General features: G+C 55.4%; 24 protein-coding genes and 1 pseudogene. 14 read left to right on the forward strand and 11 right to left on the reverse strand.

Going from position 1 to position 25,749, the window contains the following annotated elements:
• The first annotated feature begins 250 nt into the window (after positions 1–250).
• Complete coding sequence (locus tag BMI87_RS10120) at positions 251–1,708, forward strand: site-specific integrase (protein WP_078521094.1); 1,458 nt, start codon at positions 251–253, stop codon at positions 1,706–1,708.
• A 132-nt stretch (positions 1,709–1,840) separates the two neighbouring features.
• Positions 1,841–3,463: a hypothetical protein gene (locus BMI87_RS22100; RefSeq protein ID WP_168175195.1), complete on the forward strand. Its 1,623-nt coding sequence runs from the start codon at positions 1,841–1,843 to the stop codon at positions 3,461–3,463.
• Between the two features lie 2 nt (positions 3,464–3,465).
• Here BMI87_RS22100 and BMI87_RS22105 read toward each other — a convergent pair whose 3' ends face one another.
• The 3 genes from BMI87_RS22105 to BMI87_RS10140 form a co-directional block, all read right to left on the reverse strand.
• A complete protein-coding gene (locus tag BMI87_RS22105) occupies positions 3,466–4,290 on the reverse strand; it encodes a hypothetical protein (RefSeq protein WP_168175196.1) in 825 nt (274 codons plus the stop codon).
• A complete protein-coding gene (locus BMI87_RS10135; RefSeq protein ID WP_146681573.1) occupies positions 4,247–4,579 on the reverse strand; it encodes a hypothetical protein in 333 nt (110 codons plus the stop codon). Before BMI87_RS10135 ends, BMI87_RS22105 begins: the two co-directional genes overlap by 44 nt.
• 483 nt (positions 4,580–5,062) lie before the next feature.
• Positions 5,063–5,719, reverse strand: a complete 657-nt coding sequence (locus tag BMI87_RS10140; protein ID WP_078521101.1) for a TetR/AcrR family transcriptional regulator — start codon at positions 5,717–5,719, stop codon at positions 5,063–5,065.
• Positions 5,720–5,821: 102 nt separating this feature from the next.
• Here BMI87_RS10140 and BMI87_RS10145 point away from each other — a divergent pair, with 102 nt between their 5' ends.
• Genes BMI87_RS10145 through BMI87_RS10155 form a run of 3 tightly spaced genes read left to right on the forward strand, consistent with a single transcriptional unit; the run spans position 5,822 to position 9,101 of the window.
• Positions 5,822–6,931 (forward strand): HlyD family secretion protein, encoded by a 1,110-nt coding sequence (locus BMI87_RS10145; protein ID WP_078521103.1) that lies wholly within the window; start codon positions 5,822–5,824, stop codon positions 6,929–6,931.
• Positions 6,928–8,499: a DHA2 family efflux MFS transporter permease subunit gene (locus BMI87_RS10150; RefSeq protein ID WP_078521105.1), complete on the forward strand. Its 1,572-nt coding sequence runs from the start codon at positions 6,928–6,930 to the stop codon at positions 8,497–8,499. Before BMI87_RS10145 ends, BMI87_RS10150 begins: the two co-directional genes overlap by 4 nt.
• Before the next feature lie 41 nt (positions 8,500–8,540).
• Positions 8,541–9,101, forward strand: a complete 561-nt coding sequence (locus tag BMI87_RS10155) for an NADPH-dependent FMN reductase (protein WP_078521107.1) — start codon at positions 8,541–8,543, stop codon at positions 9,099–9,101.
• 519 nt (positions 9,102–9,620) lie between these two features.
• Here the strand turns inward: BMI87_RS10155 and BMI87_RS10160 are convergent.
• Positions 9,621–9,920: an SCP2 sterol-binding domain-containing protein gene (locus BMI87_RS10160; protein WP_168175197.1), complete on the reverse strand. Its 300-nt coding sequence runs from the start codon at positions 9,918–9,920 to the stop codon at positions 9,621–9,623.
• Between the two features lie 291 nt (positions 9,921–10,211).
• On the opposite strand from BMI87_RS10160, the gene BMI87_RS10165 reads away from it, so the two are divergent.
• The 4 genes from BMI87_RS10165 (at position 10,212) to BMI87_RS10180 (ending at position 14,787) form a co-directional block, all read left to right on the forward strand.
• Positions 10,212–10,841, forward strand: a complete 630-nt coding sequence (locus tag BMI87_RS10165) for an AbiV family abortive infection protein (RefSeq protein WP_078521111.1) — start codon at positions 10,212–10,214, stop codon at positions 10,839–10,841.
• A 220-nt stretch (positions 10,842–11,061) separates the two neighbouring features.
• Positions 11,062–12,453: a Fic family protein gene (locus BMI87_RS10170; protein ID WP_078521113.1), complete on the forward strand. Its 1,392-nt coding sequence runs from the start codon at positions 11,062–11,064 to the stop codon at positions 12,451–12,453.
• Between the two features lie 1,458 nt (positions 12,454–13,911).
• A complete protein-coding gene (locus BMI87_RS10175) occupies positions 13,912–14,265 on the forward strand; it encodes a hypothetical protein (RefSeq protein WP_078521115.1) in 354 nt (117 codons plus the stop codon).
• Positions 14,266–14,436: 171 nt separating this feature from the next.
• Positions 14,437–14,787: a hypothetical protein gene (locus tag BMI87_RS10180; RefSeq protein ID WP_078521117.1), complete on the forward strand. Its 351-nt coding sequence runs from the start codon at positions 14,437–14,439 to the stop codon at positions 14,785–14,787.
• A gap of 328 nt (positions 14,788–15,115) precedes the next feature.
• Here BMI87_RS10180 and BMI87_RS10185 read toward each other — a convergent pair whose 3' ends face one another.
• Complete coding sequence (locus tag BMI87_RS10185) at positions 15,116–15,949, reverse strand: AraC family transcriptional regulator (RefSeq protein ID WP_078521119.1); 834 nt, start codon at positions 15,947–15,949, stop codon at positions 15,116–15,118.
• Between the two features lie 116 nt (positions 15,950–16,065).
• On the opposite strand from BMI87_RS10185, the gene BMI87_RS10190 reads away from it, so the two are divergent.
• Positions 16,066–16,926, forward strand: coding sequence for a DMT family transporter (locus BMI87_RS10190; RefSeq protein WP_078521121.1), 861 nt, complete (start codon positions 16,066–16,068; stop codon positions 16,924–16,926).
• Positions 16,927–17,177: 251 nt separating this feature from the next.
• Here BMI87_RS10190 and BMI87_RS10195 read toward each other — a convergent pair whose 3' ends face one another.
• The 5 genes and pseudogenes from BMI87_RS10195 to BMI87_RS10215 form a co-directional block, all read right to left on the reverse strand.
• Positions 17,178–18,302 carry a hypothetical protein gene (locus BMI87_RS10195; protein WP_146681574.1) on the reverse strand — a complete coding sequence of 375 codons (1,125 nt, stop codon included), beginning with the start codon at positions 18,300–18,302 and terminating at the stop codon, positions 17,178–17,180.
• Positions 18,303–18,412: 110 nt separating this feature from the next.
• Positions 18,413–18,745: pseudogene (locus BMI87_RS10200) on the reverse strand (IS3 family transposase); the annotation flags it as partial.
• A gap of 218 nt (positions 18,746–18,963) precedes the next feature.
• Positions 18,964–19,755, reverse strand: coding sequence for an ImmA/IrrE family metallo-endopeptidase (locus BMI87_RS10205; RefSeq protein ID WP_078521125.1), 792 nt, complete (start codon positions 19,753–19,755; stop codon positions 18,964–18,966).
• The gene (locus BMI87_RS10210) at positions 19,752–20,177 is read right to left on the reverse strand and encodes a hypothetical protein (RefSeq protein WP_078521126.1); all 426 of its coding nucleotides are present in this window, start codon (positions 20,175–20,177) and stop codon (positions 19,752–19,754) included. Before BMI87_RS10210 ends, BMI87_RS10205 begins: the two co-directional genes overlap by 4 nt.
• On the reverse strand, positions 20,174–20,749 hold the full coding sequence (locus BMI87_RS10215; protein WP_078521127.1) for a sigma-70 family RNA polymerase sigma factor: 576 nt from the start codon (positions 20,747–20,749) through the stop codon (positions 20,174–20,176). The genes BMI87_RS10210 and BMI87_RS10215 overlap by 4 nt, the downstream gene beginning before the upstream one ends.
• A 135-nt stretch (positions 20,750–20,884) precedes the next feature.
• Between BMI87_RS10215 and BMI87_RS10220 the strand changes: the two genes are divergently transcribed.
• The 3 genes from BMI87_RS10220 (at position 20,885) to BMI87_RS10230 (ending at position 22,173) form a co-directional block, all read left to right on the forward strand.
• The gene (locus tag BMI87_RS10220) at positions 20,885–21,163 is read left to right on the forward strand and encodes a hypothetical protein (RefSeq protein WP_078521129.1); all 279 of its coding nucleotides are present in this window, start codon (positions 20,885–20,887) and stop codon (positions 21,161–21,163) included.
• Between the two features lie 12 nt (positions 21,164–21,175).
• Positions 21,176–21,400 (forward strand): DUF2188 domain-containing protein, encoded by a 225-nt coding sequence (locus BMI87_RS10225; protein ID WP_078521131.1) that lies wholly within the window; start codon positions 21,176–21,178, stop codon positions 21,398–21,400.
• A gap of 293 nt (positions 21,401–21,693) precedes the next feature.
• Complete coding sequence (locus BMI87_RS10230) at positions 21,694–22,173, forward strand: toll/interleukin-1 receptor domain-containing protein (protein ID WP_246832683.1); 480 nt, start codon at positions 21,694–21,696, stop codon at positions 22,171–22,173.
• 583 nt (positions 22,174–22,756) lie between these two features.
• Here BMI87_RS10230 and BMI87_RS10235 read toward each other — a convergent pair.
• Positions 22,757–23,122: a hypothetical protein gene (locus tag BMI87_RS10235; protein ID WP_078521135.1), complete on the reverse strand. Its 366-nt coding sequence runs from the start codon at positions 23,120–23,122 to the stop codon at positions 22,757–22,759.
• A gap of 1,608 nt (positions 23,123–24,730) precedes the next feature.
• Here BMI87_RS10235 and BMI87_RS10240 point away from each other — a divergent pair.
• Positions 24,731–25,423 (forward strand): hypothetical protein, encoded by a 693-nt coding sequence (locus BMI87_RS10240; protein ID WP_078521137.1) that lies wholly within the window; start codon positions 24,731–24,733, stop codon positions 25,421–25,423.
• The last annotated feature ends 326 nt before the right edge of the window (positions 25,424–25,749 follow it).

Raw genomic sequence — 25,749 nt, forward strand, 5'->3', positions numbered from 1 at the left:
GGTATCAGCTTCCCTTAGCTATATCTGATAGCGCCTTCCGGAATAGGTGACCGGCCCACTCAGCCAAGTTAGCCGAAGATTGATGGCGCTCCACCCTTAGGCTCAAATTACAGAGAGAAGCAGGAGAACATGAAAGAATTCACCGAAGCCGACACGGCAGAAGCCGTTCTGCTCGACTACGTCGAGCGATATGGCTTAACGGAGAGAGCGCGAAGATACTTCCTCAACCTTGGCCAGGAGGAAGTAACCCATGGATCACGCGCCGAAGCTCGACACCCTCAAGACGATCAAAGCTCTTCCTGAAAGACGGGAGCCTTATTGGAACATTCTCGAATATTGCCGCCACATTGGCCTCGAGAAAAAACCAGCGAAGCCCCTTCATTGGGTCGCTCGAATCCGCAAGAAGGATGGCCGCTATAGGCAGCGGCGGCTCGGACCCGCAGTTTCGGAAAACTCAACGGGCCTTTCCTACGAAGCGGCTATCACGCTCGCGCGCGCTTGGTTCGCCGAGCAAGAATGGCAAGGCATCGCCTCGGCGAGCTACCCGGTGGGAACCACACAACATCTGCGATACTCGAAGAGCGAAACTGGCTTCACAGTTGGCGACGCCCTGATCGACTACGTGGAGTGGAAACGGATCGCTGCGACCAAAACCACCTTTGAGACACTGGTCGCGCTGATCAACTTTCATATCCTACCGCGCCTCGGATCAGTTCAGCTCGATGAACTGACCGGCAACACAATCACCAATTTCTGTCGTGCCATCCTTGAGACGCCACCCAAGCGGGGGAACCAGGCGCTCAAGGCAAGGGTAAAGATTGAAAGCCTCGACCCGGATGCATTGCGCCGCCGGAAAGGAACACTGAACACGCTGCTGGGGATATTGCGAATTGCCATGCAGATGGCATGGGAGAACGGCCACACCGCCTCAGAACGCTCGTGGCGCTGCATCCACCGCGTTCCGAATTTGGAAGTTCCTCGTCAGATATTCCTCACACGCGCGCAGTGTCGTGAGCTGATCGCCGCATGCCGCCCAGATCTCGCGGACTTGGTGCGCGCAGCGCTTTACACGGGCTGCCGCGTGTCTGAGCTTTCAGCGCTTCGTGTGTGCGATGTCGGAAAAGACATCTTTGGCATTTACGTCTCCTCCCCCAAAGGCTGGCGACCACGCTATGTGTATCTCCCGGAGGAAGGGATGCGATTTTTCTTGGCCAAATGCGCCGGGAAAGCAGACGATGACATCGTCTTTCGCACCGGCGCGGGCCAGATCTGGAAAACCCGTCACAAGCATCTCTTCAAAGCAGCTGTCGAGAAGGCCGGGCTGCCGCATGAATTCGTGTTCCACGGATTGCGGCACACTTATGCCAGTCAGCTTGTGCAGGCCGGCGCGCCGCTTGCCATCGTCGCGCGTCAACTCGGCCACGCGAACACAGACACGGTGAGCCGGACTTACGGCCACCTTTCCTGCGAAAGTATCGAGCGTGAGCTCGCTCTACGATTTGCGACACTGGAAGATCAGCCTTGTGAGCATGATGAGCGGATGCGGTCTTTACGGAAATCGCTTCAAACTGCGCCTCCCCCGGTCCCCGCCTCTTCGTGGCCGCGAAGCAACTTCGCGCGGTGCCGAGGCGACGAGCTTCAGTTCATGAGCAGACGTGCTCGTAAGTATACTTCTGCTATATCCACCCAACAATGCGCAGACACATAGGCATTCAGTAGCGCATAACGAGGGGCGAGCGAAAGTCTACCCGTGAAAGCAAGGGACTAGGTCCCTGATAAATCCTACGAACACGATAAAATCGGCAAGACGCGATAGACTGGTGGGTTGAGTTTCACTACGTTGAAGCTGCCAGGGTTCCGTGAGGATGGAAGCCAATGGGCGAAAGTTGAACTTCTGAACGTTGAGCGTATTAAAATGAAAAAAAGAGTAATAATACACATCGGCCCGCACAAGACGGGAACAACATCTGTTCAGAAGTTCCTGCTTGGCAATAAGGATAGTTTATTCCAAGAAGGCTTTCTTTTTCTGCACGACGAAGACACCCACGAAGCGGCCATCTTGCTTGCGAAGGAAAAATTCGAAGACGCTGAAAGAAAGCTTGAGGAAATTTCTGAAACAATAAAGAATTCAACCTGCAATACGATTATATTAAGCCAAGAAGATTTTTGTGGGGACATCCCTGGCCGGTCTAAGAGACGAGAGGTATACACAAAACTCACAAAGAACTTACGCATAATTATGCGCGCCCTGCGGCCTCACGATGTATGTTTCATTTTCTTCGAGCGCAACGAAGAAGATTGGTTGAAAAGTTGCTATCACCAATCATTAAAATACCGCACGGACTTCCACGACTTTCGAGATTTCCATGCGAGGTTTTCGACTGACTTTTCCTGGGCGCAAAAACTCGAGAAACCGCGGAACGTTTTTGGCGAGCGGCTCGTAGTAGAAGATTACTACAAAGATGTGGGCGACGGAATCAGCAAAATTCTCAAACTTGCAGGAGCATCGAATATACATCTACCAACTTCCCCTCAAAGAGTAAATTCGGCACCGTCCAGAGAAGCATCTCAGCTGTTGGAGCGTATCAATAAACTCTCGAGCTTTAAGGCCACCGCTTGGTTCTCGAAGAAACTCATTTTGGCTAATTGGAAGCCGCGCCCATTATATGAAACATCGTCGCCGCCTGCTGCCAAGTCAAATGAGCTAGCTGCGGTAGCGTTTCCGGCACTTTCGATGAGATCTGCTTCTAGGTTCGCACCACAAGATGTTATCGATGTTCTCCCCGCACAGGATGTCGACCTATCTCAATACCTATTTGATATCCTTCCAACTGAAGTCGAACTTCCCTCGGAATCTCGTGTGAACATGGCAGATCAGTCACGAATTCTCGACTATCACCTCAGAGGAAAATCCAGACTCGCCAAAATCAACGCTCTTGCTATCAGCTATTTGCGCCGCGATACGCAACACACGCAAAAAGCTTCAGTGATTTTTCACCGAATTTGGCGCGAGCATGGAATTCAGCTAGTTAATGAATTATCAACGCGCTGGCTCATATCCACTCTCCAAACCTTTTTAGATCATGGATCAAATGAAGCTCAGAGACAGATTGGCGCAAGCGGTTACTTTTATGCAAACATGATGAAGATCTACGAAGGTGAGCGCGCGATCGAGGGCGCTGAGCAAACTGCGACATATTCAGAAGTATCACCGCAAACACCGAACGAATTTCGTGGCCTCGATCGGTATACCGTAGGTGGCACAGACCTCCTACTAAATACCAACGCTCTCCTTTTAGACCTCGCTCGAAGCGATGACGTCGCTGGCTTAGTAATGATGGAGTTTATGCTTCGAGTTAAGAGCTCAGGAAACGTATTTACTAGAATGGACAATACTCGGAAAGAGAAGAGCATATCCGTTAATGGATTTGAAGACACTTGGTCGTTCTTTGAGAAAATTTAAGATTAATAACCAAGGCTTTGCGACATCTGACTTAGTGGGCGAACGAGAGTAACTCCCTCCATTTTGGAAAGTCTCTGCAAATCAATCTCATATTGAACGTCGAGCCTCTCAATGATTTCAAATGAAAGACCTGGCAAAGATTCGCTATCAAGAGGACTTTGGCGCTCTGGAAAAGCGGAAGAAACCAGATCCTTTAAATCCAGAATAAGATCGAAATCGTCTACCCGCAGCAACTCCCCAATAAAGGACAACGCGATTTCCCTAGGGCGCTCAAAATCCCAAACCATAATCCGAAATTCCGGCACAATTTCTCTTATTCGCTCGATGAGACTCGACCACGAGGGCATGGTCCGCGCCTCTGAGATAAAATCAATATCATTTTTAGAGCGAACGAACTCGTAAAAGTAGTCAAGTTGACTCGTTATTGTAAAATGAAGCATTACAGAGCGGCCAGAAAAAATCTCCGCGACCCGAGAAACTCGAGCCTCGGTTTGTGGAAGAACTTTATCTTTTAGGAAAGAATCTTCTGCAACGCCAAGCAATGCATCCTGACTTATTGCAACGGTATCATACTTCGAAAAGTCAGAAAGAATTTCTTCAACGTTGCTCCAAGATTCAGTATCCAACGCGGCCTCACGCCACCTCGTGTTTATTAGCTCTCTGAATTGTTTTTTCCAGATGGGGCGCGATATAATTGCCGACGAACTTTGGTCTTCGAGAATTCCCGACTTATCAACGGAATGCAGCAGGTCAGAAGCGACGCCCGGTATTCCAGCGTGTAGGTTAAACATCCACGGATTTCTCGCCACTAAACTCAGGAAAACCATGCGCCGCAATGCTCTCTTTTCCACTAGCAATTGCTTCGAGGAGTTCGGCGCGGCGCGTCGCGCTTTGAGTTGCAGCTTGGCACATCAGATCCATAGCTTGCCAAGCGCGATCTCGCTCCGCGAACTCTTCATCTGTCAACCTGCAAAGCGTGTCGTCTGCCGAAATAAGAGCGATTAGGAGTGGGAGAACTTCCTCTGCTCTCTCCAACAATGTTTCGGTGCTTAAATCGGTGCGCTTAAAATCAATCACCAATCGAGAACCGGTGACTTCCAAGTCGACTTTTTTCACTTCTACACGCTCCTTATCTTGAACGTTTACGCCCTGCATCGCTACCTGTCGGCAATCTAGCGCGAGGTCAGGTTAATGGCCACCTTAGGGCGCCTATCCTCAAGGGCCGCGGCATCGTTGCCGTTTATGCTGCGACCACCTCAGGAGACCATAGTGATGAACTAGTCCACGAACACGCGCAACGCACGGTTTTCGGACAATGAAGGCTCCTCTGAGTTGCCCGCGATCAGAGACCGGTCTGGGTTGCGATGTCTCTCATCTACGATCGACTGACCTGCCACGGGATTTTCCCTCCACCATCCCGAAACCACCGGACCCGTCGCGATTGGCCCACAGTGGCCCTTTGTGCTCCCCGCCGCGAAGGTCAAGTTGGGAGCTAAAGCGAAGATTCCCGTGATCGTGTGAGATGCGCGGTGTGGTCGTCAGAGAATAGCATTGACCGATGCTTGGATCGAGAAAGTCTCACTTGCTGAAAACCTGTCCTTAGTTTGCGTTCTTGGGAGCATAGGCGCGCATGAAGACATACACGGCGCCGCAGATGATCCGGTCCATCTGGGCGGGGTCGGTTTTCTCGTTTACGCCGAAGACACGCTTGTAAAACTGGTCGGCCTTGCACAACTCGAGGAATTGCGCCGCCGCCAGCGGCACGTCTTCGATTTCGAGCTCGCCGCGCGCGACAAATCGCTTCAGTAGAGGTTCGAGATGTTCCACCCCGCGCGCGGGCCCGGTGTCGTAGAAGGCGCGCGCGAGTTCGGGGAACAGATGGGCATCTCCTACTGCAACGCGAAAGGCACTCTGGGCGGTATCCGACAGGAGGCGTCCGAGATAGGCTCGCGCCACCCGCTCCAACGCTTCGGGCGCACTCGCGGCCACGAGATCGGATGGAAAAAGCGTCGCGGCATAGCGGTCGCATTCCAGCGTGAAGAACTCGGAATATAGATGCCGCTTATCGGGAAAATGTCGGTATAGCGTGGGTTTCGATACGCCTGCCACGCGTGCGATCTCGTCGATCGAAGCGCCGTCGAAGCCGCGCTCCATGAACACCTTGCGCGCGCCGACCAGAATCTGAGCGCGTTTGGCCGCGCCACGCTTGTCGGGTGCGCTTCGCGTGGCGCTGGGATTCTGTTCAACCGCGCACACAAGCGCCTCCGCGTCTCGAACCAAGTTCCGGTTGCATATCGCATGTCGCGTGCGCTAGAGCAACATAGAAACTAAACGGTAAAGTAACGATAAGAGGCGAAGATGGCCACGCAAGACCCGAAGAACGGTGGCAAGACGTCCGATGCGCCCCCCGCCGTCAGCACTACGAAACCTGGCGCCAAGCGCATCGTTCTGACGGCGCTGGCGCTGATCGCGATCGGCGCGGGCGCGTGGTTCGGTTGGGACTGGTGGACGGTCGGGCGCTTTACCGAAAGCACCGACGACGCCTATGCGAAGGCCGATATCGTCACCTATTCCGCCCAGGTTCCGGGCCGGATCTCCGCGATCGAAGTGCCGGACAATACGCAGGTCAAGGCGGGTCAGGTGCTCTTGCGGATCGACGACACGCGGCTCAAGAGCTCTCTGGCGGAAGCCGAGGCGCAAGTTGCCAGCGCCAAGGCAGCAATCGTCTCGACCGATGCGCAGATCGCGCTGCAATCCGACAATATCGCCTCCGCCAAGGCGAATCTTGCTTCGGCGCAGGCGGCGCTCGATCTGGCGCAGACCAACGCCGAGCGGAGCCAAGCGCTGCTGGAGCGCGGCGCGACGCCCAAGGCCAGCACCGACCAGCAGGCCAAAGCGCTTGAGCAGGCGCAGGCGGCGCTGCGCGGGGCAAAGGCGGGGCTCGATGTGGCGCGCGGGCAGTTGCCGGTGCTCAAGGCGCAGCGCAGCCAGCAGGAGGCCGCGCTGCATCGCGCTGAGGCCGCCGAAGCCTTGGCGCAGAAGAACCTCGATGACACGGTGATCCGCGCCAGTCGCGACGGCATGGTGGGCAATCGCGGCGTTGAGGTGGGTGAATATGTCGGCGTGGGCACGAAGCTGATCAGTCTCGTGCCGCTTGATGCGATCTATGTCACCGCCAATTTCAAGGAAACCCAGGTCGAGAAATTTCGTCCCGGCATGAAAGCTGATGTCAGCTCCGACATGTTGGGCGGCGTGCATCTCAAAGGTGTAATCGACAGCATCGCGCCTGCCACCGGATCGCAATTCGCCCTGATCCCGACCGAGAACGCCACCGGTAATTTCACCAAGATCGTGCAGCGCATTCCGGTGCGCATTCATATCACCGCTCCGCAAACGACGGACGGGCCCAGCCTGCGGCCCGGCTCCTCGGTGGTGGTCGATATCGACACCCGCGGAGCCAGGGAATGAACGACGTGCCCAGCCCGCAAGCCAGCGCCCCGATCCCGAGCCGGGGCGATATCTTCGGCTTCTTCCTGATGGTCGTGGGCATGTTCATGGCGATCCTCGACATCCAGATCGTCGCAAGTTCGCTGCCCCAGATCCAGGCGGGAATCTCGGCCTCGATCGACCAGGTGACTTGGGTTCAGACCGCCTATCTGGTGGCCGAGGTGGTGATGATTCCGCTCTCGGGCTGGCTGGCCAAGGTCATGTCGACACGCTGGCTTTTCGTGATGTCCTCTGGCGGGTTCACGGTGATGAGCGTGGCCTGCGCATTCGCATGGGACACCCAGTCGATGATCGTGTTCCGCGCAGCACAGGGTTTCATCGGCGGCGCAATGATCCCCACAGTCTTTGCGGCCAACTTCAAGCTGCTGCCACCATCCATGCGGATGATGGGCACCGTGATTATCGGGCTGACCGCGACCGTAGCGCCGGCCGCCGGCCCCACGCTCGGCGGCTATATCACCGAGCATTTCAGCTGGCACTGGTTGTTCCTGATCAACATCGTGCCTGGGCTGATCGTGACAGCACTGGTGCCGCTCTTCGTCGATATTGACCGTCCCGACTGGGGGCTGTTTCGCAAGATCGACCTGCTCGGGATCGTTCTAATCGCGGGGTTCCTCGGCTCGCTCGAGATCGTGCTGGACGAAGGTCCGCGGGAGGACTGGTTCCAAAGCCATGTCATTCTCGGCTTCGCGGTGCTCTCGGTGGTGTCGGCGGTATTGCTGATCTGGCGCGAACTGGTGATCGAGCACCCGGTTCTGGAACTGCATGCCTTTCTCAACCGGAATTTCACGATGGGCTGCATTCTGACCTTCGTGATCGGCACCTGCCTCTACGGGCAAAGCTATATCCTACCGCAATTCCTGTCGCGGGTGCGCGGGTTCAGTTCGCTCCAGGTCGGCGAGGTCATGGCGGTGACCGGGGTTGCGATGTTCCTTGCAGCCCCGATCGCGGGGCAGTTGGGCCAGCGCTTCGATGCCCGCAAGATCCTGTTCGTGGGTTTCATACTGGTGACGCTGGGCCTGTGGCTGAACACGAAGATGACCACCGAGGTCGGGTTTGACCAGTTGATCTGGCCGCAGATCGCGCGTGGCACGGGGCTGGTGCTGTGCATGGTCACGATCACCGCTGCCGCATTGGGCACCCTGCCGCCCGATCTGGTGGGCGGGGGGAGTGGTCTGTTCAACGTGTTTCGCAACATGGGCGGCGCGCTTGGTCTTGCGCTGATCAACACTCAATGGGACGGGCGCTATGATCGCCATTACTGGTGGCTGGCCGAGAGTATCGGCACCACCGATCAGATCGCGACCGATCAGATCACCCAGATGACCCGCCAGATGGCGACCCATCCCGAGATCAACGGCGATCCGATGCTGGCCGCGGTTCGCCAGCTTGGCGGAGAAATCGCGCAACAGGCCTCGATCATGGCCTGGAACGATGTGTTCTTCATGATGGCGGTGGCCTTTGTCTGTGCCACACCGCTGATCCTCCTGCTGGCCAAGCCCGAACATCCCGACGTCGCCGCGCATTGATGCCTTGCAATCCCTTCCCCTTCAAACCGACTGGAAACAAAATGCCGAAAATTCTCGTTCTCGCCGCCTCCCTACGCCCCGGCTCGCTCAACTCGGCTCTGGCCGATATTGTCGCGCATGCCTGCGCCGAAGGTGGTGCCGAAGTCACACGGCTGAACCCCGCCGATTACGAGATGCCGATCTACACAACCCTGGAAGAGGAACAATCCGGCCTGCCGCAGGCAGCGTTGGCGCTCCATGCGCAGTTTCGCGGACATGACGGGATTTTCATCGCCAGTCCCGAATACAATGCCTTTCCCGCGCCGCTGCTAGTCAATTGGCTGACCTGGCTGTCGCGGGTCACCGATCACGGCGGCAAGCCCGCGGCCTTCGAGGTGCCGGTTTTCGCGATCGGCAGCGCCTCGCCGGGCGGGTTCGGCGGCTATCGCGGCCTGATGGCACTGCGCAACCAGCTCGAACTGGCGTTCGGCGCGCGCGTGTTGCCCGCTATGGTCTCGATCGCCAATGCACAGGCCGCGATCGGTGCAGGCACATTGCAAGACCCCAGGGCGCAACAGATGTGCGAGATGATGGTTGCGAAGCTGCTGGAGGCAGCCGCCTGAGGGGCGGATGCCCACTTTTTTGCATGAGGCCAAACTCTTTGCCCGACTATAGCTTCGCAGCCACTAGCGCGAGCCATTCTTGATCTGGTGGGTAACGTCGAAAAACAACTACCAACACTGAGCAAGATCCGCCGTGAAATTGCTTGAAAATCGGCCATTTGTCGGCACCCTATCGACGAGCGAACAGCTTTTCAAACCGCTGAGCGCAACTGCCATCGTATCTCGGTTGTTCGCGTCCTGCGCAGCAAACGTCGGCTCTCGCTCATTCCTGACGGAACGTTGTTCACGGCCCTTTGCGGTCATTCATCCTGCCGAGTGCCCGTTGCGGTGCGGCCCGCCCAAGCGGACATTCGCCGCTCGCGCATGATCCAAATTGATTTGAACTCGGTGCCGCTGATCGTGCTGTAAGTGTTGGCGGTCTTATCGACCGAGCATTAGCGCGTTTCCCAGCAACACCTCGCCTCGCTTGAGGAATACATCAAACCCGCAACGAAACCGGGCCGCAGGCGGTTAAGAAACCTACTTCGTCGTGCTCAGGATTTCTCCAATTTTGAGCGCTTTCATAGGATTCCCGTCAACTTTTAGCTGGCGCATCATAAACGCCTTTGTGGGGTTCTTTACTCCCATTGCTATGTCGTAGAAGACGTTAGCGTCCGCCGTCAGCGTTATGTCAGCAGCTTGGTCGCTCTCAATTGCTCCAGTTTCGTCCACATAGAGCGTCGCTGTGCCCGGCATCTCTAGTCGCACGCTGCCCTTTATCCGATTTTTTGAGCGTTCGCTCACGAGTTCTACGATTTCAGCCTTACTTGGTTTGGTCACGTTGGTCTCCTTCCCCTGCATGGACACCGTTTTCGATTGCTCTGTCTAGTTTGACGCTGGGTCGAGACTGGATCATTGCTCTTCCGGCCCATAGCCGACCTTGAGCAGGGTTTTCAAATGCTGCGGCCGCAGCCCTCATTGCCGCCGTTCGCGCAGCAGCAGGCAATGCTCGAAGGCCCCGTTCTCGGAAATTCCATAGGTGGCGCAGCTTAGCTTATCGAGTATCAAGGCTGACATTACCGCCCTTTGTCAGCGCCAGGACGGTCCGACGGGCATATTTGGAGGCACCGGATGACGGATAGTGATCCACGAGACATCTCGCATGACGCTGCACATAAGGCGATATATTTTGGTCCGCCGGATTTCGAAATCAGGACAGCTGATGATTTGAATCGATATCTCGACTACCTCTTGTCGCTCATTAGAGGCGCAGAAACCCTTTTTGCGGCAGGTCATTTTTATCTTGCCGCATTCGCAGCAATCACTGCCATCGAAGAAACCAGTCGCGCACATCTGACTGTATTTAGGAAAGCAGATGCAGAGCGGCAAAAGGGACGTGATCCCCTACGCGATCATCATCACAAACAGAAAGCTGCAGTGTCTGGTGTGTTTATGGGGGAGAGAATGCATGAGGTGTTAGGCGGCGAAGAAGCAGCCAAAGACTTCCATCAGAAGATCAACGATGGATACCTCAACGAGGTGCGAGAGAAGAGTCTCTATTGCTTCGCTGATGGAGGAGGCTTCGCCCGACCCATGGACTTCGTGGACATTGAGACAGCGCGCATTATTTTGCTTGTCGCCATTGAAACCGCTGATGATACGTTTTGCGGAATGACTACCCACAGCTATCATGTGTCCAAGGAGTTCGATGCGATCTTTGAGGACGTTCGCGGCAACAGATCATCTTCTTCTGCCAAGTGATCGGGCATAACCAGCGTAAACGGCCCTGAGCTGCCGCTCAATCACCTCAAGACCAACGTGCGCATAGAGTCCACTCCCAAGCCGCCGAGCGCCAGAGCTCGGCGTGTCTAACGTCACCACGTGCTGCGACGCACGTTCAACAGAACAAACCTGCTAACCTCATGGACATCTGGACAGGGAACAGAACATACTAGGCGTTGTAATAGAGAGGAATTTTTCAATGGACATCCTGAATCCTCGAAGCGCGGATCTTGCCCCAGAGACATTGAACCTGTTCGACGAGGTGGCAGAAGTCGCCGCAGAGCTTGCGAAAAAGCGCCCTTTTGATCAGGAGACCAATTCTCGTTTGAGCACGGAATTTTTGCCCGACAGGATAACTGCCAGCTTGAATATGGAGGGTATCTCGGTGTCCAGACGCCAAACGCTTCTTATGATGGACGCTATGACACTGAGCGAGAATAGCTCAAAGGCGGAAGCGGAGATTTTTAATGCGTTAAAGGCTGACGAGTTCATCTACGGGCTCGCGGAAGAAGGTTACCCTCTTACACCCAGCGCCATTCGGGAAACAAACAAGATACTACAGAGTAAAATACTTCCCACTGCAGGTAAGTTACGGCAAACAGAGGTGGAGATTACGGGCGCATCCTTTCAACCGCCACCGCCGACAGAGATTGGTCGGCTTATTCAAGAAATGTCGTCAATTTACGGACAAACGGAAGATCTGTATCCAATACTTCGTGCAGCATGGCTCCACGCAACATTCACGAGAATACACCCTTTTGAGGACGGCAACGGCCGCACGGGCCGCCTCCTGCAAGATTACTCGCTCTTGTCCAGCGGCCTTTATCCAACTGGAATTCCATCATCACGCCGGGACGATTACTATGATGCTCTTGAGCAGGCGGATTCTGGAGACTGGAATCCGCTTTGCCAAATGATCAGTGAATTTGAGTTGAATATCCTTTCTCGTGTGAAGTCCATAATCGAGGAAATTCAATCCCGAGGAAAGTTCATCGTTTCGCTTGCAAAACGAGCCAGTGAAAAGAAGACCGGTGGACTGCATAAACAGTATATTGTTTGGAAGCAGCGTATGCAAAACTTCTCTGATCAACTTGCGGCGACATGTGAAGAACTGAACGCCAGCTCAGAAATTCTCCATGTGCGAACTGAAAAGTTTGAAGTCATTGATTTTAAGAAATGGCGAGAAATTAGTGAAACTGGAAAATCTTCCAACACATGGCTTATGAAGCAAACATGGTTTTCAGAAGGCGAGGCATTCTATCGGACTATATTCTATTTTCGACGCCATAATTTCAGGCCTGAGGACGTGCACCCGAGAGAAGAGTTATATGGCGCAGTGTCTTTGAACCTGACCGGCGGAAAACCAGAATTTAATATTAGGTATGATTTCGACCACTTTTCCGATGACGATATTCGGTTCCGCGAAGGGATCTACATCAACGACGCGCTGCACCTTTACACATCCACGCCAGAGAAGCGGAAGGGTCGCTTCGGGAACGAAGAAGTCTGGGTCTGCAACGAAGTTAGCGATCAGTCCGTGCTGATCCAAAGTTTTCTGGAAGATATGTTTGTTAGGAAGCTGGGAATCTGACGCATGCTTGCATCCAATGCTACCGGCAAAGCTGAACCGTGTCACCTCGCCGCGTCGACTGCTGGGCCAGTCAATTCGTAACAGCGCCAAACCCGCCATTAACCTCTGCCGCAGCGAAGGGCTGCTTCCCGCCCGAACCTCCTGACTCGTCGGTTCCGGCCCTCTCCGGACATTCGCCAAATTGAGCTTCGCTGCGGTGCAGCTTCACCGAAACGGTCGTCCGTGCCAGCGTGCAGCATTGTCGGGCATGCCAAGGTCGGCGGTGCGGACAAAACACCAATTCGCTGCGGCAGCGCCAATGGCGGCTTTGGGGAGGGGGCTGGAAAAAGCTGTAACTTGAGCTATTACCGCCGATCTTTCCTTTCGTTGACAGCCTTAGATTTGGCCAATCGGCAACCCGTCTAAGCGGGCATTGCCAACATGGCCTGCTCGAAGCGGACGCGCTCCGCAACGGTCGGGGTGTCGCCATGCAGGACCGACCGGAGACGCGCCGCGCTGATCTCGCCATAGCTAGACGATCCTGCTGAGGATACATCGCCAGCACCGTCATGCGATGATGCTGGCTTTTAGAAGAGGAATTCAGAGGCTTCCCCTGTCTGTGATCATGGTGACGGTTTCTCCTGAGCGGCCAGCCATGCTAAGCAGCTTGTTCGGTCCGTAGAAGCCGCGATCTGGAATGACAAATGGGAGGCGCCCACTCGCCAAATGGAAAGGGTCGCCTGCAAATGCTGTGCCGAGATAAACCCAGTTTTGGCGCTCGCATCTCCATGCCCCACCTCGTTGCCTTAGAACAGGGTTGTATGTTTTTACTCCATATTGGTAGCATAGTAATGGCTTTCCGCTCTGCCTGTCCTCCACCTTCCATCTACCTTGGACTGGATGTTGGTTCCCCGGATACCAAAGAAATACTTTTCCGTCAGGGGAGTGATACTCAACCTGAGTGCCGTGACCGCCTTCATCGGGATCGCTGTGGTTCCAAACGGTATTGCCTGACAGGTATGATGTCAGCAAGATACTGGAGTTAGATACGGCGATTTTGTCCGTAATCGACATTCCTCCAATTCTATTTAGAGGGTCCGGCGGCACACAGGCTGCTAGAGCCCCAAATATTGCGCAGACCAAAAATATTCTTAGCCCTAATTTCATGGGCGTTATTTCCTTCTATTTTGGTTTTTGTTCGACATTCCCCAAGTGGCGTGTCGATTGTGGTAAGGTTTGTCTGAATTTGACAGAGTGACAAGACTTTTTCGCCCCGAGCGACCTCTGCGGTCGCGCGGACTGCTGGGACAGGATGGATCAGACCGGGAAGCCGCTGCGTCCTGGCATAGGAGCTGCGTTTTTCAGTGCAGCGGGCAGAAATGTCCTGCCGCTTTCGTTAAGTTTTGCCGTGGATCGCGGTCAAGTGCATAGCGGTTGCGATCGCGATCGGCGGATGGCGTCAAGAATGGCGCGGGCCATTTGGCTGGTTACCGCGACTTCGGCCTGATGGAAGGTGATGGCTCGGGCGCGACGCCAAGCGCGGCCGACAATATGATCCGCTCGGTGCGGGCTCCCTACAAATGGGCGACCGAGCGAGAGTATGTCGCGAACAATCCGGCCGCAGGGATCGCAGCGGTCAATACCGCATTGAAGGGCGGCGCTGTGCCACGGACGCCGGACAATCTACTCAAGTTCAAGAAGAAGCATCCGCCGGGCACGACCGCGCACCTTGGGCTCACCCTGCAGGCTTTCACCGCGTGCCGCGTAGTTTATGCGATCTGGTTCGGACGCGATCAGGAGGTCACCCGCAGCGGTCAGACTTGGCTCGACTGACAAAGGATCGGCTCTCGTCTCGATCCCGTTGCTCCTGCCGCTCTACGAGGCGAGGCGGGCCGCGACCGTCGTTGGACCGACCTACTGGACTAGCTGCAACTTCAGTGCAAGGTATTGAGCTTTGCTGATAGTAGATTTGATGATGGAAGAGCGCGCTTGGTAGGTGTCACCATGAAAATACTGATTTTCAACATCTGTCCGACTTGGGAACGCCTTAGCGTTGCGAACGCCGTATCCTTGGGCTTCGCTTTGGGACTTGCGCTCGGCGTCGTGCCGCATGTTGTATTCGGGTGGCCTGTAATGATCCCCGGTTACTTAGTTTATTTCCCGTTTCATGTTCGGCTCTGCTACGTGGCATTCAGCGTGCTGCTTTCCAGCGGTCGGCGAGCTGACTTCATGGGGGAAGGCTATTCTCCCATCGGAGCGTTTTTCGGATTTTTACTGACCACAAAATATGGACTGTTTTGTATTTCGTGGTTCTTCACGATGTGGCTGCATTGGGTGTCGATCATCGGCATTTAGCGTCATCGACACTCAAATCGTGTGTTCTGTATTCTGAAAACCCGCCATTCGTTCCAATTGCAGCATGCGACAATCTGGGCTCGGAGCAGACATGCGGCGGTGCCGCGAGCCCCACCGCCTCGTCTGCCAGCCAGGTCGTCGCTGACGGCCCACACCGGCCATTGGCCGGGATCATCATTGCCGCAGCGCGGCTTCCCCATACCGGACCTTCATGGCATCGCGCAGCATAGGCTTGGGCTCCAAAGTCAGCAGAGCGGACGAAGCTGCCATTGCGGTCGCTTACCAGCGTGCGCGATACCCCATTTCCCACGATCAGTTCTTATACTTATTAGCCTTTGATCGCCGTCCGCCACGCCGCGGGGGTTGTCCCGGTGCCGGACTTGAAGGTGCGGGTGAAATGGCTCTGACTGGAGAAGCCGCAGGCGAGGGCGACCTCGAGGACCGGGTCCGTGCCGCGTAGCAGTGACTTAGCGCGATCGATGCGCCGTTCGGTGATCCAGGCGTGGAGCGGTATCCCGCGAGATGCCCGAAACATGCGATGGAGGTGGAATGGCGAGAGAGCCGCCAGCGCAGCGAAATCGGACAAGCGGATCGCCTCATCAAGATGCGCTTCGATCCATTCGTCGATGCGGCGCAGGATATGTGGGGATAGCCCGCCGCGGAGCGGCACCTTGCGCGCTCCGAGCCGCGCGACGATCTCGGACAGCGCCGTGTCGGCCAACAGGACGTCACCCGCGGACGCTGCCCGGGCGAGCGCGGCGAGTGGTGTGGCAAGGTGCGGCATGTCGGCGAAGGTGATCTCCGGCACGTCGAGCCGGCGCGCGTCGCAATCGTGCGTTCGGGCGAAGTCAGCGCGGAGTCGGTCGTCGGGAAGATAGAGGTGGGCGAAGCGGTGGGGCGTCGTGATCTCCCACTCCGAGGGCTGTCCGTCTGGGAAGACGCAGACCGCGCCGGGCCAGCCACTGACACCGGCACCGTCCAACCGCCGGGTGCCGGTACCCCCGGCGAGGTAAAGGCTGAAGGCATGGCCTCGCGGCGCCTCGTAAGAGACACGGTCGTTGCGGTTCTCCCAGACCGTGACGCCCCGTCCCCCGCCCAGATCGAGCGTGGCGGCCGCTGTCGCGACCGGGGAACTTTCAAGGAAATCGCGCACCGAGGCCATGAGGTCTTTTAAGCCTATCGTGATCGGTCGGGAATGCCGGGCCGGCACTTCACCGCAAGATCGTGCAAAGGCTCCGTGCGGGTAAAGCGTAGATGGCGCGGCAGAGGAGCCGCCCGATGACCACACCCGTCCTTTTCACCGCTACAATCCTCATTTGGGGAACAACCTGGATCGCCATTGCTGCGCAAGTTGGCGCGGTACCCGTCGCCGTATCGGTCTTCTACCGTTTCGCGCTGGCGGGGGTGCTGATGCTTGCTGTGCTCGCCGCACTCGACCGATTGCGGAGCCCCGCGGTCTGGCGGTTCGTGGTCGTGCAGGCGCTTTGTCTCTTTTGCCTGAACTTCCTGGCGCTCTACACCGCGACCTCCCTCGTGCCGTCGGGCCTCGTCTCGGTGATCTTCTCGCTCGCCTCGATCTTCAACGCGGTGAACGCGCGAATCTTCTTCGGCGACCGGATCAGCCGGCAGACGGTACTCGCCGGCGCGCTCGGGGTGGCGGGGCTCGCTTGCCTCTTCTGGCCCGACATCGACATCACGGCGGGCGCATCGACGCTGCGCGGGATCGGCTGGGCGGTGCTGGGCACCCTGATCTTTTCTTGGGGGAATATGGCCTCACGGCAGAACACGCACCTCGGCATCACGCCGATGACGGCAAATGCCTGGGGCATGGGGATCGGGGCGCTCTGCCTCCTCGCCATCCTTTTCGCGACGGGCCAACCGCTGGTCCTCCCGCGGAGCGGCATCTACTGGACGGCGCTCGTCTACCTGTCGGTCATCGGATCCATCATCGGGTTCACGACTTACTTGATGCTAGTCGGCCGCATCGGATCGGCCAAAGCGGGCTACGCCACGGTCCTCTTCCCCATCGTAGCACTCACCCTCTCGACGCTCTTCGAAGGCTACGAATGGCCCCCCCTGTCCATCCTCGGCGTCATCCTCGCTGGGCTCGGGAATGTTGTCATGTTCAGGCGGCGATGAGGTACGGGAAACGCTGGGTTAGGGGAGGGAGTTTCGGGCTCGAACCGGTCATGTGGCGTCGCGGCAAGCCTTTCCTGCGACCCGCCCGGCCGTATCGACGCGCTCGGCCCAAAGTGGTTATCCCTTCGACCTGCACACCTCTGCGGTCGCAGCCCGCATAGCCGCCATTCGCTGCTATTGCGAAATTCTCTGCAGCACGAACTGATGGCGAGCGGGTGAGGTAGACTATCGAAGGACAGCACCCGCTGTTTTCAAAGGATGCCGAGCAGTCGCTTTGCTGCTTCGATCACCGCTTCCAACTTTTCGGGGTGTAGCGCTAGGTAACCCGAACCGCCTGCTGGGATTGCCCATTTGATCGCAGTATCGACAATCAGGTCGCCCTTTTTTAGGCACCAAGCAAAGCCCGTCTTCAATGCCGAGACCAACCTCTCGATGATCACTTTCAGGCGTGATGGGTCGGGATCGCCGGTTCCAATTTCGTTGCTGAGATCTTCCAATGGCTTCCAAACAATCACTAATTCCTTAGCGATAGGAGCATCGTCGAGCATTTCTGGTGGATTATTTCCACCAATTCCGTGTCTGTCGGCCGTGGCACGGCGAAGATCGGCCTCAAGATCACCGATGCGCTTTTCTAAATCGAAGATGCTACGGATCTTTTCGATTTCTGCAGCTACGGCTTCTATGCCTGCTTCCCAAACAGCATCGTCGATCAGCGCCACTCGACGTTGCAATCCCCAATCAAGCGGTTCACCATCCAGTAAGCCTTGGTACCACTCACGCCAGAAAGTTCCATTCTTTCCTGCCCATTCATGCCAATGATCGAAAAAGCCTAGCGCAACAGCTTGATCCTCCGACTCCTGTTGTTGCCATAGTTTTTCGTTTCGCAAGGCTTCGACGCGCTCATCCGCCAGAACCTTTGTCGTCAGGCCAACGTTTTTCGAAACCGCAACGATTTCAGAACTTAGCAGCTTATCTTCGACGGTGGCCTCGGTGGAATTTTCAACCCCATACCCACCTTCGGATCCAATGTAGAAATGCACATCAGGCATCCCACTTGCAATCGACGTACTAAATATTCGTTCTTTCTGGCTGAATGCTAAATGGTGTGTGTCTGGCCGATCTTGTGGATCATATGGACTGGAAAACTGCTTGGTTTCACGGTTAACGCCCGACAAAACTGTGATAGAACACCTGAAGAGATCGAGCGCAAAGTCACCTGAAACACTAACTGGTATTTCGTCTGGGTATGAAATTGTTGCGAGGTTTCGAAGTAAGTGTCTCGTGATCAGAACCTGCCGAGCATAGGCTGACAACCTGCCGAGTTTTCGTAGTGAATCCTCAAATTCTTCAACGGCGGTTGGCTGTTCTAAAGCCATCGGTAGCCTCAAAAATTCCCGTTCTGATCATCATCATGGCGAAACCTCGTAATATCCGCAATTAATATCGTCGACCGCTTCGAACAGCGGCCTGAATCGCCCCACGTTTCTTAGACGCCTTCGGCTCTCAGCTTCCGCTGCCGTTCGAACTCGACGGGCGACAGCATCCCGTTCCTCGCGTGCTTGCGCTTCGGGTTGTAGAACATCTCGATGTAATCGAACACGTCTCGCCGTGCTTCCTCGCGGGTTCTGTAGGTCCGGCGCCTGATCCGCTCGCGCTTGAGCAGGTTGAAGAAGCTCTCCGCGACGGCGTTGTCGTGACAGTTCCCACGGCGGCTCATCGAGTGCTCAAGATTGTGGGCCCGCAAGAACGCTGCCCAATCCATGCTGGTGAACTGGCTGCCCTGGTCCGAGTGGATAAGCACCCTGACCTTCGGCTTTCGGCCCAATCCGGACATTGGACGTGTTGTTGGATTGCTGCGGACGCAGCCCGCTTTGCGGTCATTAGCTGCACCTGCAAATTCCGGGGTCGGTCGGATTAACACAATGCGTGACTTCCCGGTCATTCGGCCAGTGACGGCTTTCGGCTTGTTGGCCCCTAGGAACTTTCAACAGTCTAAATATTTTGTAGAAAGTTAGGCGCGATAGCAGCAATCAAGCTTCACCAACGATATCCTGACTTCTCCGGTTCCTCCTCGATCATTCGGTTGTCTTTGATCGTGAGAAGAATCAAGACTTCATCGTCAGTGATGCGTCTGGCTTGCTCATAGAGTTCATATTGACGAGCCTCGGACCGGTCGAACCAAGCATCCGCACCGATTAGTCGAGGGAATCGGTCGCCCTCAGATTGACCAAAAACGGCTTCGAAGGCTGAGGATTCAGGGTCCACGTCATTCTGAGGAAACCAGCGCCGGTGAAACATCGGTGCTTGAGTGAACCACTTGCGTCCCTGCTGGGTATGGCAGATCAACATGCACGGCCAGATATCAGCTTCCACAAGACGTATCGCTGTTGCTGACAAACTGGTTCGAAAGTCGGAAGCGAATTGTTCGATAGTTTTGAACGTGAGTTTTTTATGGTCACGTGCACGGGGCATGACCAAGTAGTTTGGCATTAGCAACGATGCCGCATATCCATTGGCCTTGCGCTCTGCGAGTTGCTTGTGCCGAGGTTGGTAGTCTTCGACGCGGCATTGTAGTTTCTTGCCTCGGTGATGATGCCAATGCCCCAATTCGTGAGCGATCGAGAATCTCTTCCGGGCCATTCCCCGGTTTCGGTCAATCGAAATGATTGCCCTATCCTGATATCCTAGAATGTCAGCTTCACATCCGCTCAGATCGCAAAATCTGATTTCCGCCCCCTGATCGAAAGCGATATCCTCCAGCTCGATCTCGTGCGGTTCTGTAACGCCGAGCGACTTCAAGAGCCGCTCGGCTGGGTCGATGACCTTCATGGATCGCCCCCATTTTCAGGATCAATTACACCAAGGCGAATAAGGTCGTCGTACTTGCGCAGAACCTCCTCATCGGTCAGATCGCTTTCGGTTTCGTTGCGGGCAGCCATCGACAGACCATCTTGCTGAAAGGCATGGCGCAAAGCTTGGCGAGCGATAGAAATATCGACCACATTGGTGGATTCAGCCACGCCCTGGGTAGCCCTCCTGCCAGCACGAGCAGCTTTCATTCGTTCTTTGCGTGCCTGCAGGAGCGTTTCTTCGAAACGAGCCCGCATTTGGTCGCTGATCGCTGACGGATCCCCACCAGCTTCTGTGACCTCTTTGAGAATGTCTTCGTCTGACGTCGCAAAGAGGTCGTCGAGGAGAGCATCAGCCAGCGAAGCCAGCTTTCTCCGTTCGTCGCTTCTCTTGTCAGTCATAGGGTGAGTCCGTTCTCGATTGCGTTGTTGATCTTGCGCCTTACATAACGCCGCTTGCTGTTAAAACCGGTTTGATCCAGGCCAGTTACTTCCCTGAGCTCTGCGCCTTCTGTTCCGGTCAACATGCCCAGGACGATGAGTTGTGCCTCGTCATCGCCCTCGAAAAGCTCCAACAGGCGATTTTCGGTTCCTCGGGTTTGTTCATTTGAAATCATCCTTTCTTCGGCGGTTGGTCCCGGCTCCTGTGGTGTGATGGCATCCGGGTTTTCGATTGTCTCGTCATGAACCGACACTTCGTCGCGCTGGTGTTCGACCTTCTGAAGCTCATCATGGGCAATGCTTCGGATCGCTTCAGCAACGAACCGCACGACGCTAACATCTTTGGGGCACTTCCTCGTTCCAGCTATCGCTCGACATAATGCTTCTTGAATCAGCTCCTCCGGTTCAACGGGGTAAACCGCATAGAGCTGCGCTGCGCCTCTGATGCGCATCCAATCGGCATCTGAAAATTCGCCGATGGCTTCTTCCAGCTCCCCCCGCGACAGCACCTTGGCCGTATCGACATTGTTCATGTGCTCAAACCTCTTCTCGAAATCCCATGCTGGAAAAAATTACCTGTTCGGACAATTCGGTGTCCGAACGCCCCGATTTTCTCCGCATGGGTAGTTGAGGCCAGGAAATCGGCTGAAAGAACTACGAGGAACACCGTGATCTATTCAATTAACTACGACCTGAACCACCCGGGTCAAAACTACAGCGAGCTGCATGATGCAATCAAGAGTTGTGGTGCCTGGTGGCACTATCTCGACTCGCATTGGCTGGTGGATACCAACCTGACCGCGAAAGGAATTTGGGAGAAACTCTCGCCCCACGCGGACAAGAACGACAACTTCCTGATCGTTGGGATCAGCCGTGATTACAGCGGTTGGCTTCCCCAGAAAGCGTGGGACTGGATCAATTCCCGCACCAACAAAATGGCTGCATAGAAAGGAAACATGATGGCAGGCAAGAACCAATATGTCGTGAAAAACGGCGATGGCTGGGGTGTTCGTGGCGAAGGCAACGACCGTCTTACCAAGAGCTTTGGCACTCAGCGTGAAGCAATCGACTACGGGCGTGATATAGCCCGGAACCAGGGCTCTGAGCTCCGCATTCAGGGCCAGGACGCCAAGTTCCGCGAAGCCTGGAGCTATGGCAACGACCCCTATCCCCCGAAAGGTTGATCAGTGGTCGTGAGATCGCAGGTTCTTCTAAAATACGGCCCCCACTAAAGGAGTAAGTTTCTATGGTACAATGCACAGCGCCAGTTAATGGCCACCGCACCGCGAGTGGGGCAGCAAATTGTCCCGCTTGTCGCGGTGGATCACGCGGGTATAGGTCGTCTTTTTCCTACTCACCGTATCGCAGCCCATCCTACACATCATCACTTGGAAGCGGTGGAAGCTCTGGAAGCAGCAGCGGTTCACGAGCAGGCGGTAGTGCGAAGCCACGCTGGTCGAAGGCAAGCTCGACAGTAGTGTATACACAGACAGAGGTGCGAACCCTTACGCCCATCCGGGAAAACGTTGAAAAGCGGGCATCAATTCCCGACATTCGAGATGTTTTTCTTTGTCACGCATGGGACGACCGGGGAAGCGCTGCAAAAGAACTACACGATTTTCTGGAAGCATCTGGCGTCTCAGTTTGGTTCAGCGAAAAAGATGTTCTGCTTGGCTCGAACCTTCTCCGCGAAATCGACAAGGGACTTGTAAAATCGCGCGTTGGCATCGTTTTGGTGACTCCGGCTCTTTTGCAGCGCCTTCGGGGCGAAGGAATTGCCGATAAGGAACTGTCAGCACTGTTGGCACGCGATCTGCTCGTTCCAATTGTTCACAACACAACGTATGAAGCGTTGCGCGAAGTTAGTCCCCTTCTTGGTTCACGAAGCGGCCTGAGTACCGCAGAGGATAGCATGTCAAATGTAGCTGCAAAGCTTGCGGAATTGGTGGCCCTCTGACAAGAAAGGAAGATTACCTTCACACTTTCTGCAAAAATTTATTTCGTTGAATGTTTGGCTGCGCACCGCCCTGCAAACAAGAGGTTCTGGCCATGTGCTGCGATCTCGCCCAAGCATTGTTTTGTTGAAAGTTTCGCTGATGGCAGTCCTCGCCACACCGAAAGGAAACGCAGGTACGGCTGATCCATGTGTCGGCCTCGAAGTTGACACAGAGCAAAACCGCCTTTCGGCAGCAGACTTTGAACGTCGGAAGCATGTTGTCTGAAAGTCAGCTTCCGAAGATGCAGCTTGACTGGCTCGCAACTGCAGAGAACGGCAGCTTTCCGGCTATCGCGACCAGTTGGAAAAGAAGGTGCGGTTGACGAACGGAAGAAATGCTCGTCCTCGTTACCATTAGGCAGAGCACCTCCGCTTGGCTTCCAATTCTCACAGCGGTTTTAACCACACCAGACCTTCGAGACGACTGCAGCGAATGATCGCTTCACCGCCCACTCCGCCATTTCGCCCGCCCTTTTTCACTACAAAGTCGGTCGGTTCTCGTGCGCCACGAGACCATCATCAGCTTAATCTCCGCGCGCAAATCTTATCCGCGCTCGGCGCCTCGCAGCATGCCCACCAGCGCTTCGACCGTATCCGCCGGCAGGCCGCGTGCTGTCCCTTCGCGGCGCGCGAAATACGTCAGATGCGCGCCAGAAAGCGACGGGACATCGAGCACGCGACAGCGGCTCAGCAGCGGCGCTGGCACGGCCCGACGGTTGTTCGAGCTCCGAATCCAGCTGATCCAGCGCATATCGAACCGCACCCGGCAATAGGGGCAGCTCCAAGTCCGTGCGCTGAGGAGTTCGAGCATCGACAAGAGTGAGTTGCTCAGCGCAAAGCTGAAGCCTCGATGTGAACGCACATCACCGACCTTATCCACCTCGTCGATCGCGACGACCGGGTCGCCCACGCGCTCGCGCAGTAGCTTATCACTCGTCGTTGAGCTAACGACCTCTCGGAAAAACTGCCGATTGATCGGCTATTCATGTTTAGACTGTTCAGCCTGCCGCAGCAGCGGGGTCGCTGCATCCGCACGCGTGAAAACCTCCGACGGGATGTACCGCTGATTTGATTGAGCAATTTTCAGGCCTTTTCCTGGTGCAACCAATGAGAGATAGGTCGAAAGGCTTCAGTTCAAAAAGATCAGCAGACATTACCGCCCACACTTTCGAGGTCGCTTTAGGCCGCTGAAACTTTACATCAACGCCAAGAAAGCAGCGGGCAGATAGGCAGCCGCAGGCCCTCCGAACAGCGCGAAAAAATTGCGATAGAAATTGGAAAAATTGCGATAATTCGTGGGAAAATTCCGATATTTTCGGAGATTCTTACGACAAGATACGGAATTTCTGCGATACGACACCCTACAAGGCATTGAAAGATCTACACAAACAGGCCTCCGAACAAAGAGAACATAGGAACACTTAGAAAGAGCACTGAGCGTGCTGTTTTTTGTCTTCCGTGGAACCCGATCTGTGTCAAGCGCAGCTCAAATAAAACGGTCACAAACGTTTTTGGTCTGCGAACTACGTGCCTATCTCCTGACTAAGCAAAAGGTCATTCATGAGAACGTTAAGACAAATGGAAGTGGCACGACAGGCTGGCGGCCCATTGCAATCTTCACGATACTTGGAAACCAGAAAAATCATTCATGTTGTGTTAGACTTGGTGAGGCTCGTTTCGTTTGACGCGACGCCTTCCGCGTTTTGGATGCAAACCACAGCGCTCAGCCGCGAGACGCTGGCATTCATCTTTCCAGCTCTGTCTGATGAGCATTAACAAATGACCTTTGCGCAACAGAAGATCATCCGTCAGCCGCCCAATGATCGCAGTACCTGCGTCATTCGAAATGATCCTTTTATCGGTTCGGAGAACACGAATGCGTCGAGCAAGAACGAACCGGCTTGCACGCTCAAGCCCGCAGGCAGCGTAGTCCGTACTCACTCGGATATCAAAGCCGGAGTTGGCCCGTTCGTGCGAGCTCGTGCAATACGCGAGCAGAAGTTCATTCTCCGAAGTCTCGAGAACGAGGCTTGGCCGGGCATATGGTGAAAACCCTTCGGAATAAGGGAAGCGAAACGAGACGATATCGCCTGAGCGTATCGGGGCGGTTTGAGCTTGAGACAACCTGAAGACACTCCATAGATGACGGCGTCAGCGGCGTGCCGACGCGGTGGCGTCCTCGCACCGCATCGGCACGTCGCTGATGGCGCTCGCTCAATCCCTGACAGAGCATTCGCAGCGAGCTGCGTAGGGCATCCTGGGGTGCCCGAGGGGTACAGCCGCCCTACATTTATGCTGGGCTTGGACCTCAAAGAGCGTCACATCACCATTGCGCATCCAGGGGACGTCGTGAGTTATTTTCTAAGCGAATTCAACGCACTGTAAAAATTTTCGTATTCGATTTCCGTGTCAGAGTGGACGAACCAATCTCCTTGTTAGGGCGGGACACTTTCCCACCCGCAGGCCGCGATTGCCCGCCCACTCTGAATACACAGGCTGCAAATTATGGAGACGACAAATGCGCAAAGCTGAAATCAGGACGTACAAATCCGGCGCAGCAATTTCTTTCCCGATCGAATTCAAAACAATCTTCAAGGAGCACTTTCCCAGCGCGAAGTGGAAGCCGGAGACAAAGGAATGGCACGTTTCTACGCGGGCAGCAGTTCATCTGAAACAATTTGAAGAAGCGGTGAACAAAGCAATCGAAATTCGTCTTGAGCGTGAAGAACGCATTCTTGCTGTTAAGGAAATCGAAAAGCTCGAATTCAAGCTCAAGAAAGTCGCGAGTGAGTACAACTCCTTCGAAAAAGAGGTGGAGGGCCTTGCCGCAGCGCGCGAACAGATTGCTGCGGCACGCATCGAACTCGCAGCGAGACAGGACCAACTCGCAGCGATCAAGGCGGAGCGCAGGGCTGCCGCAGAAATGGTCCGAGCAGAGCGCGAGTCGGTTCACGCGATCGTATCGTCTGTCGTCGATGTTGACGAAATTGAGCGCGCGCGAAGTGAGATGCGCAAAGTCATGAAGGTTCCCAAGGCATGGGCGAGCGAACAATATTTGGACGCTGAGACTCGCTTGCGAGATCTCTACGCAGAACTCAAGAAGGCGGGAATCGCGTCGGAAGCAATCGCATCAGCACTCCGTGCTAACAAGAACCGGCCGGATCGCGATTTTCGGCTTCTCGAACTCGATCTCGATTTCTCCGTCACCTGACAAGCGCAATCCACATTAGCCCACATCAGCGCGGGCGGGGCCATCTGAATGATGGTCCCGCCCGTTCCGTTGCGCGCCTTGGCGCGCGCTTGGTCGTTAGGCGGCCTTGTGCAATTCGCTACGGCAACGAGATTGCGATCCAGCTTCTCTCGCTCGGCCCCAAGCAAATCCATGTGAGCGGCAATTGACGAAACAAATTTCCCACGCTTATCGGCTCGCAGATGAGGGCGGGGAGGTAAGACTGCAGCGCCACACCGCACGGGGTCCGGCGCGGTCTCAGAGACGACGGTATGCGGCTGAGATAACCGGATTCGACTTGCGCTGAA

Source organism: Thioclava sp. F28-4 (assembly GCF_002020045.1).
GTDB classification, from domain to species: Bacteria; Pseudomonadota; Alphaproteobacteria; order Rhodobacterales; family Rhodobacteraceae; genus Thioclava; species Thioclava sediminum.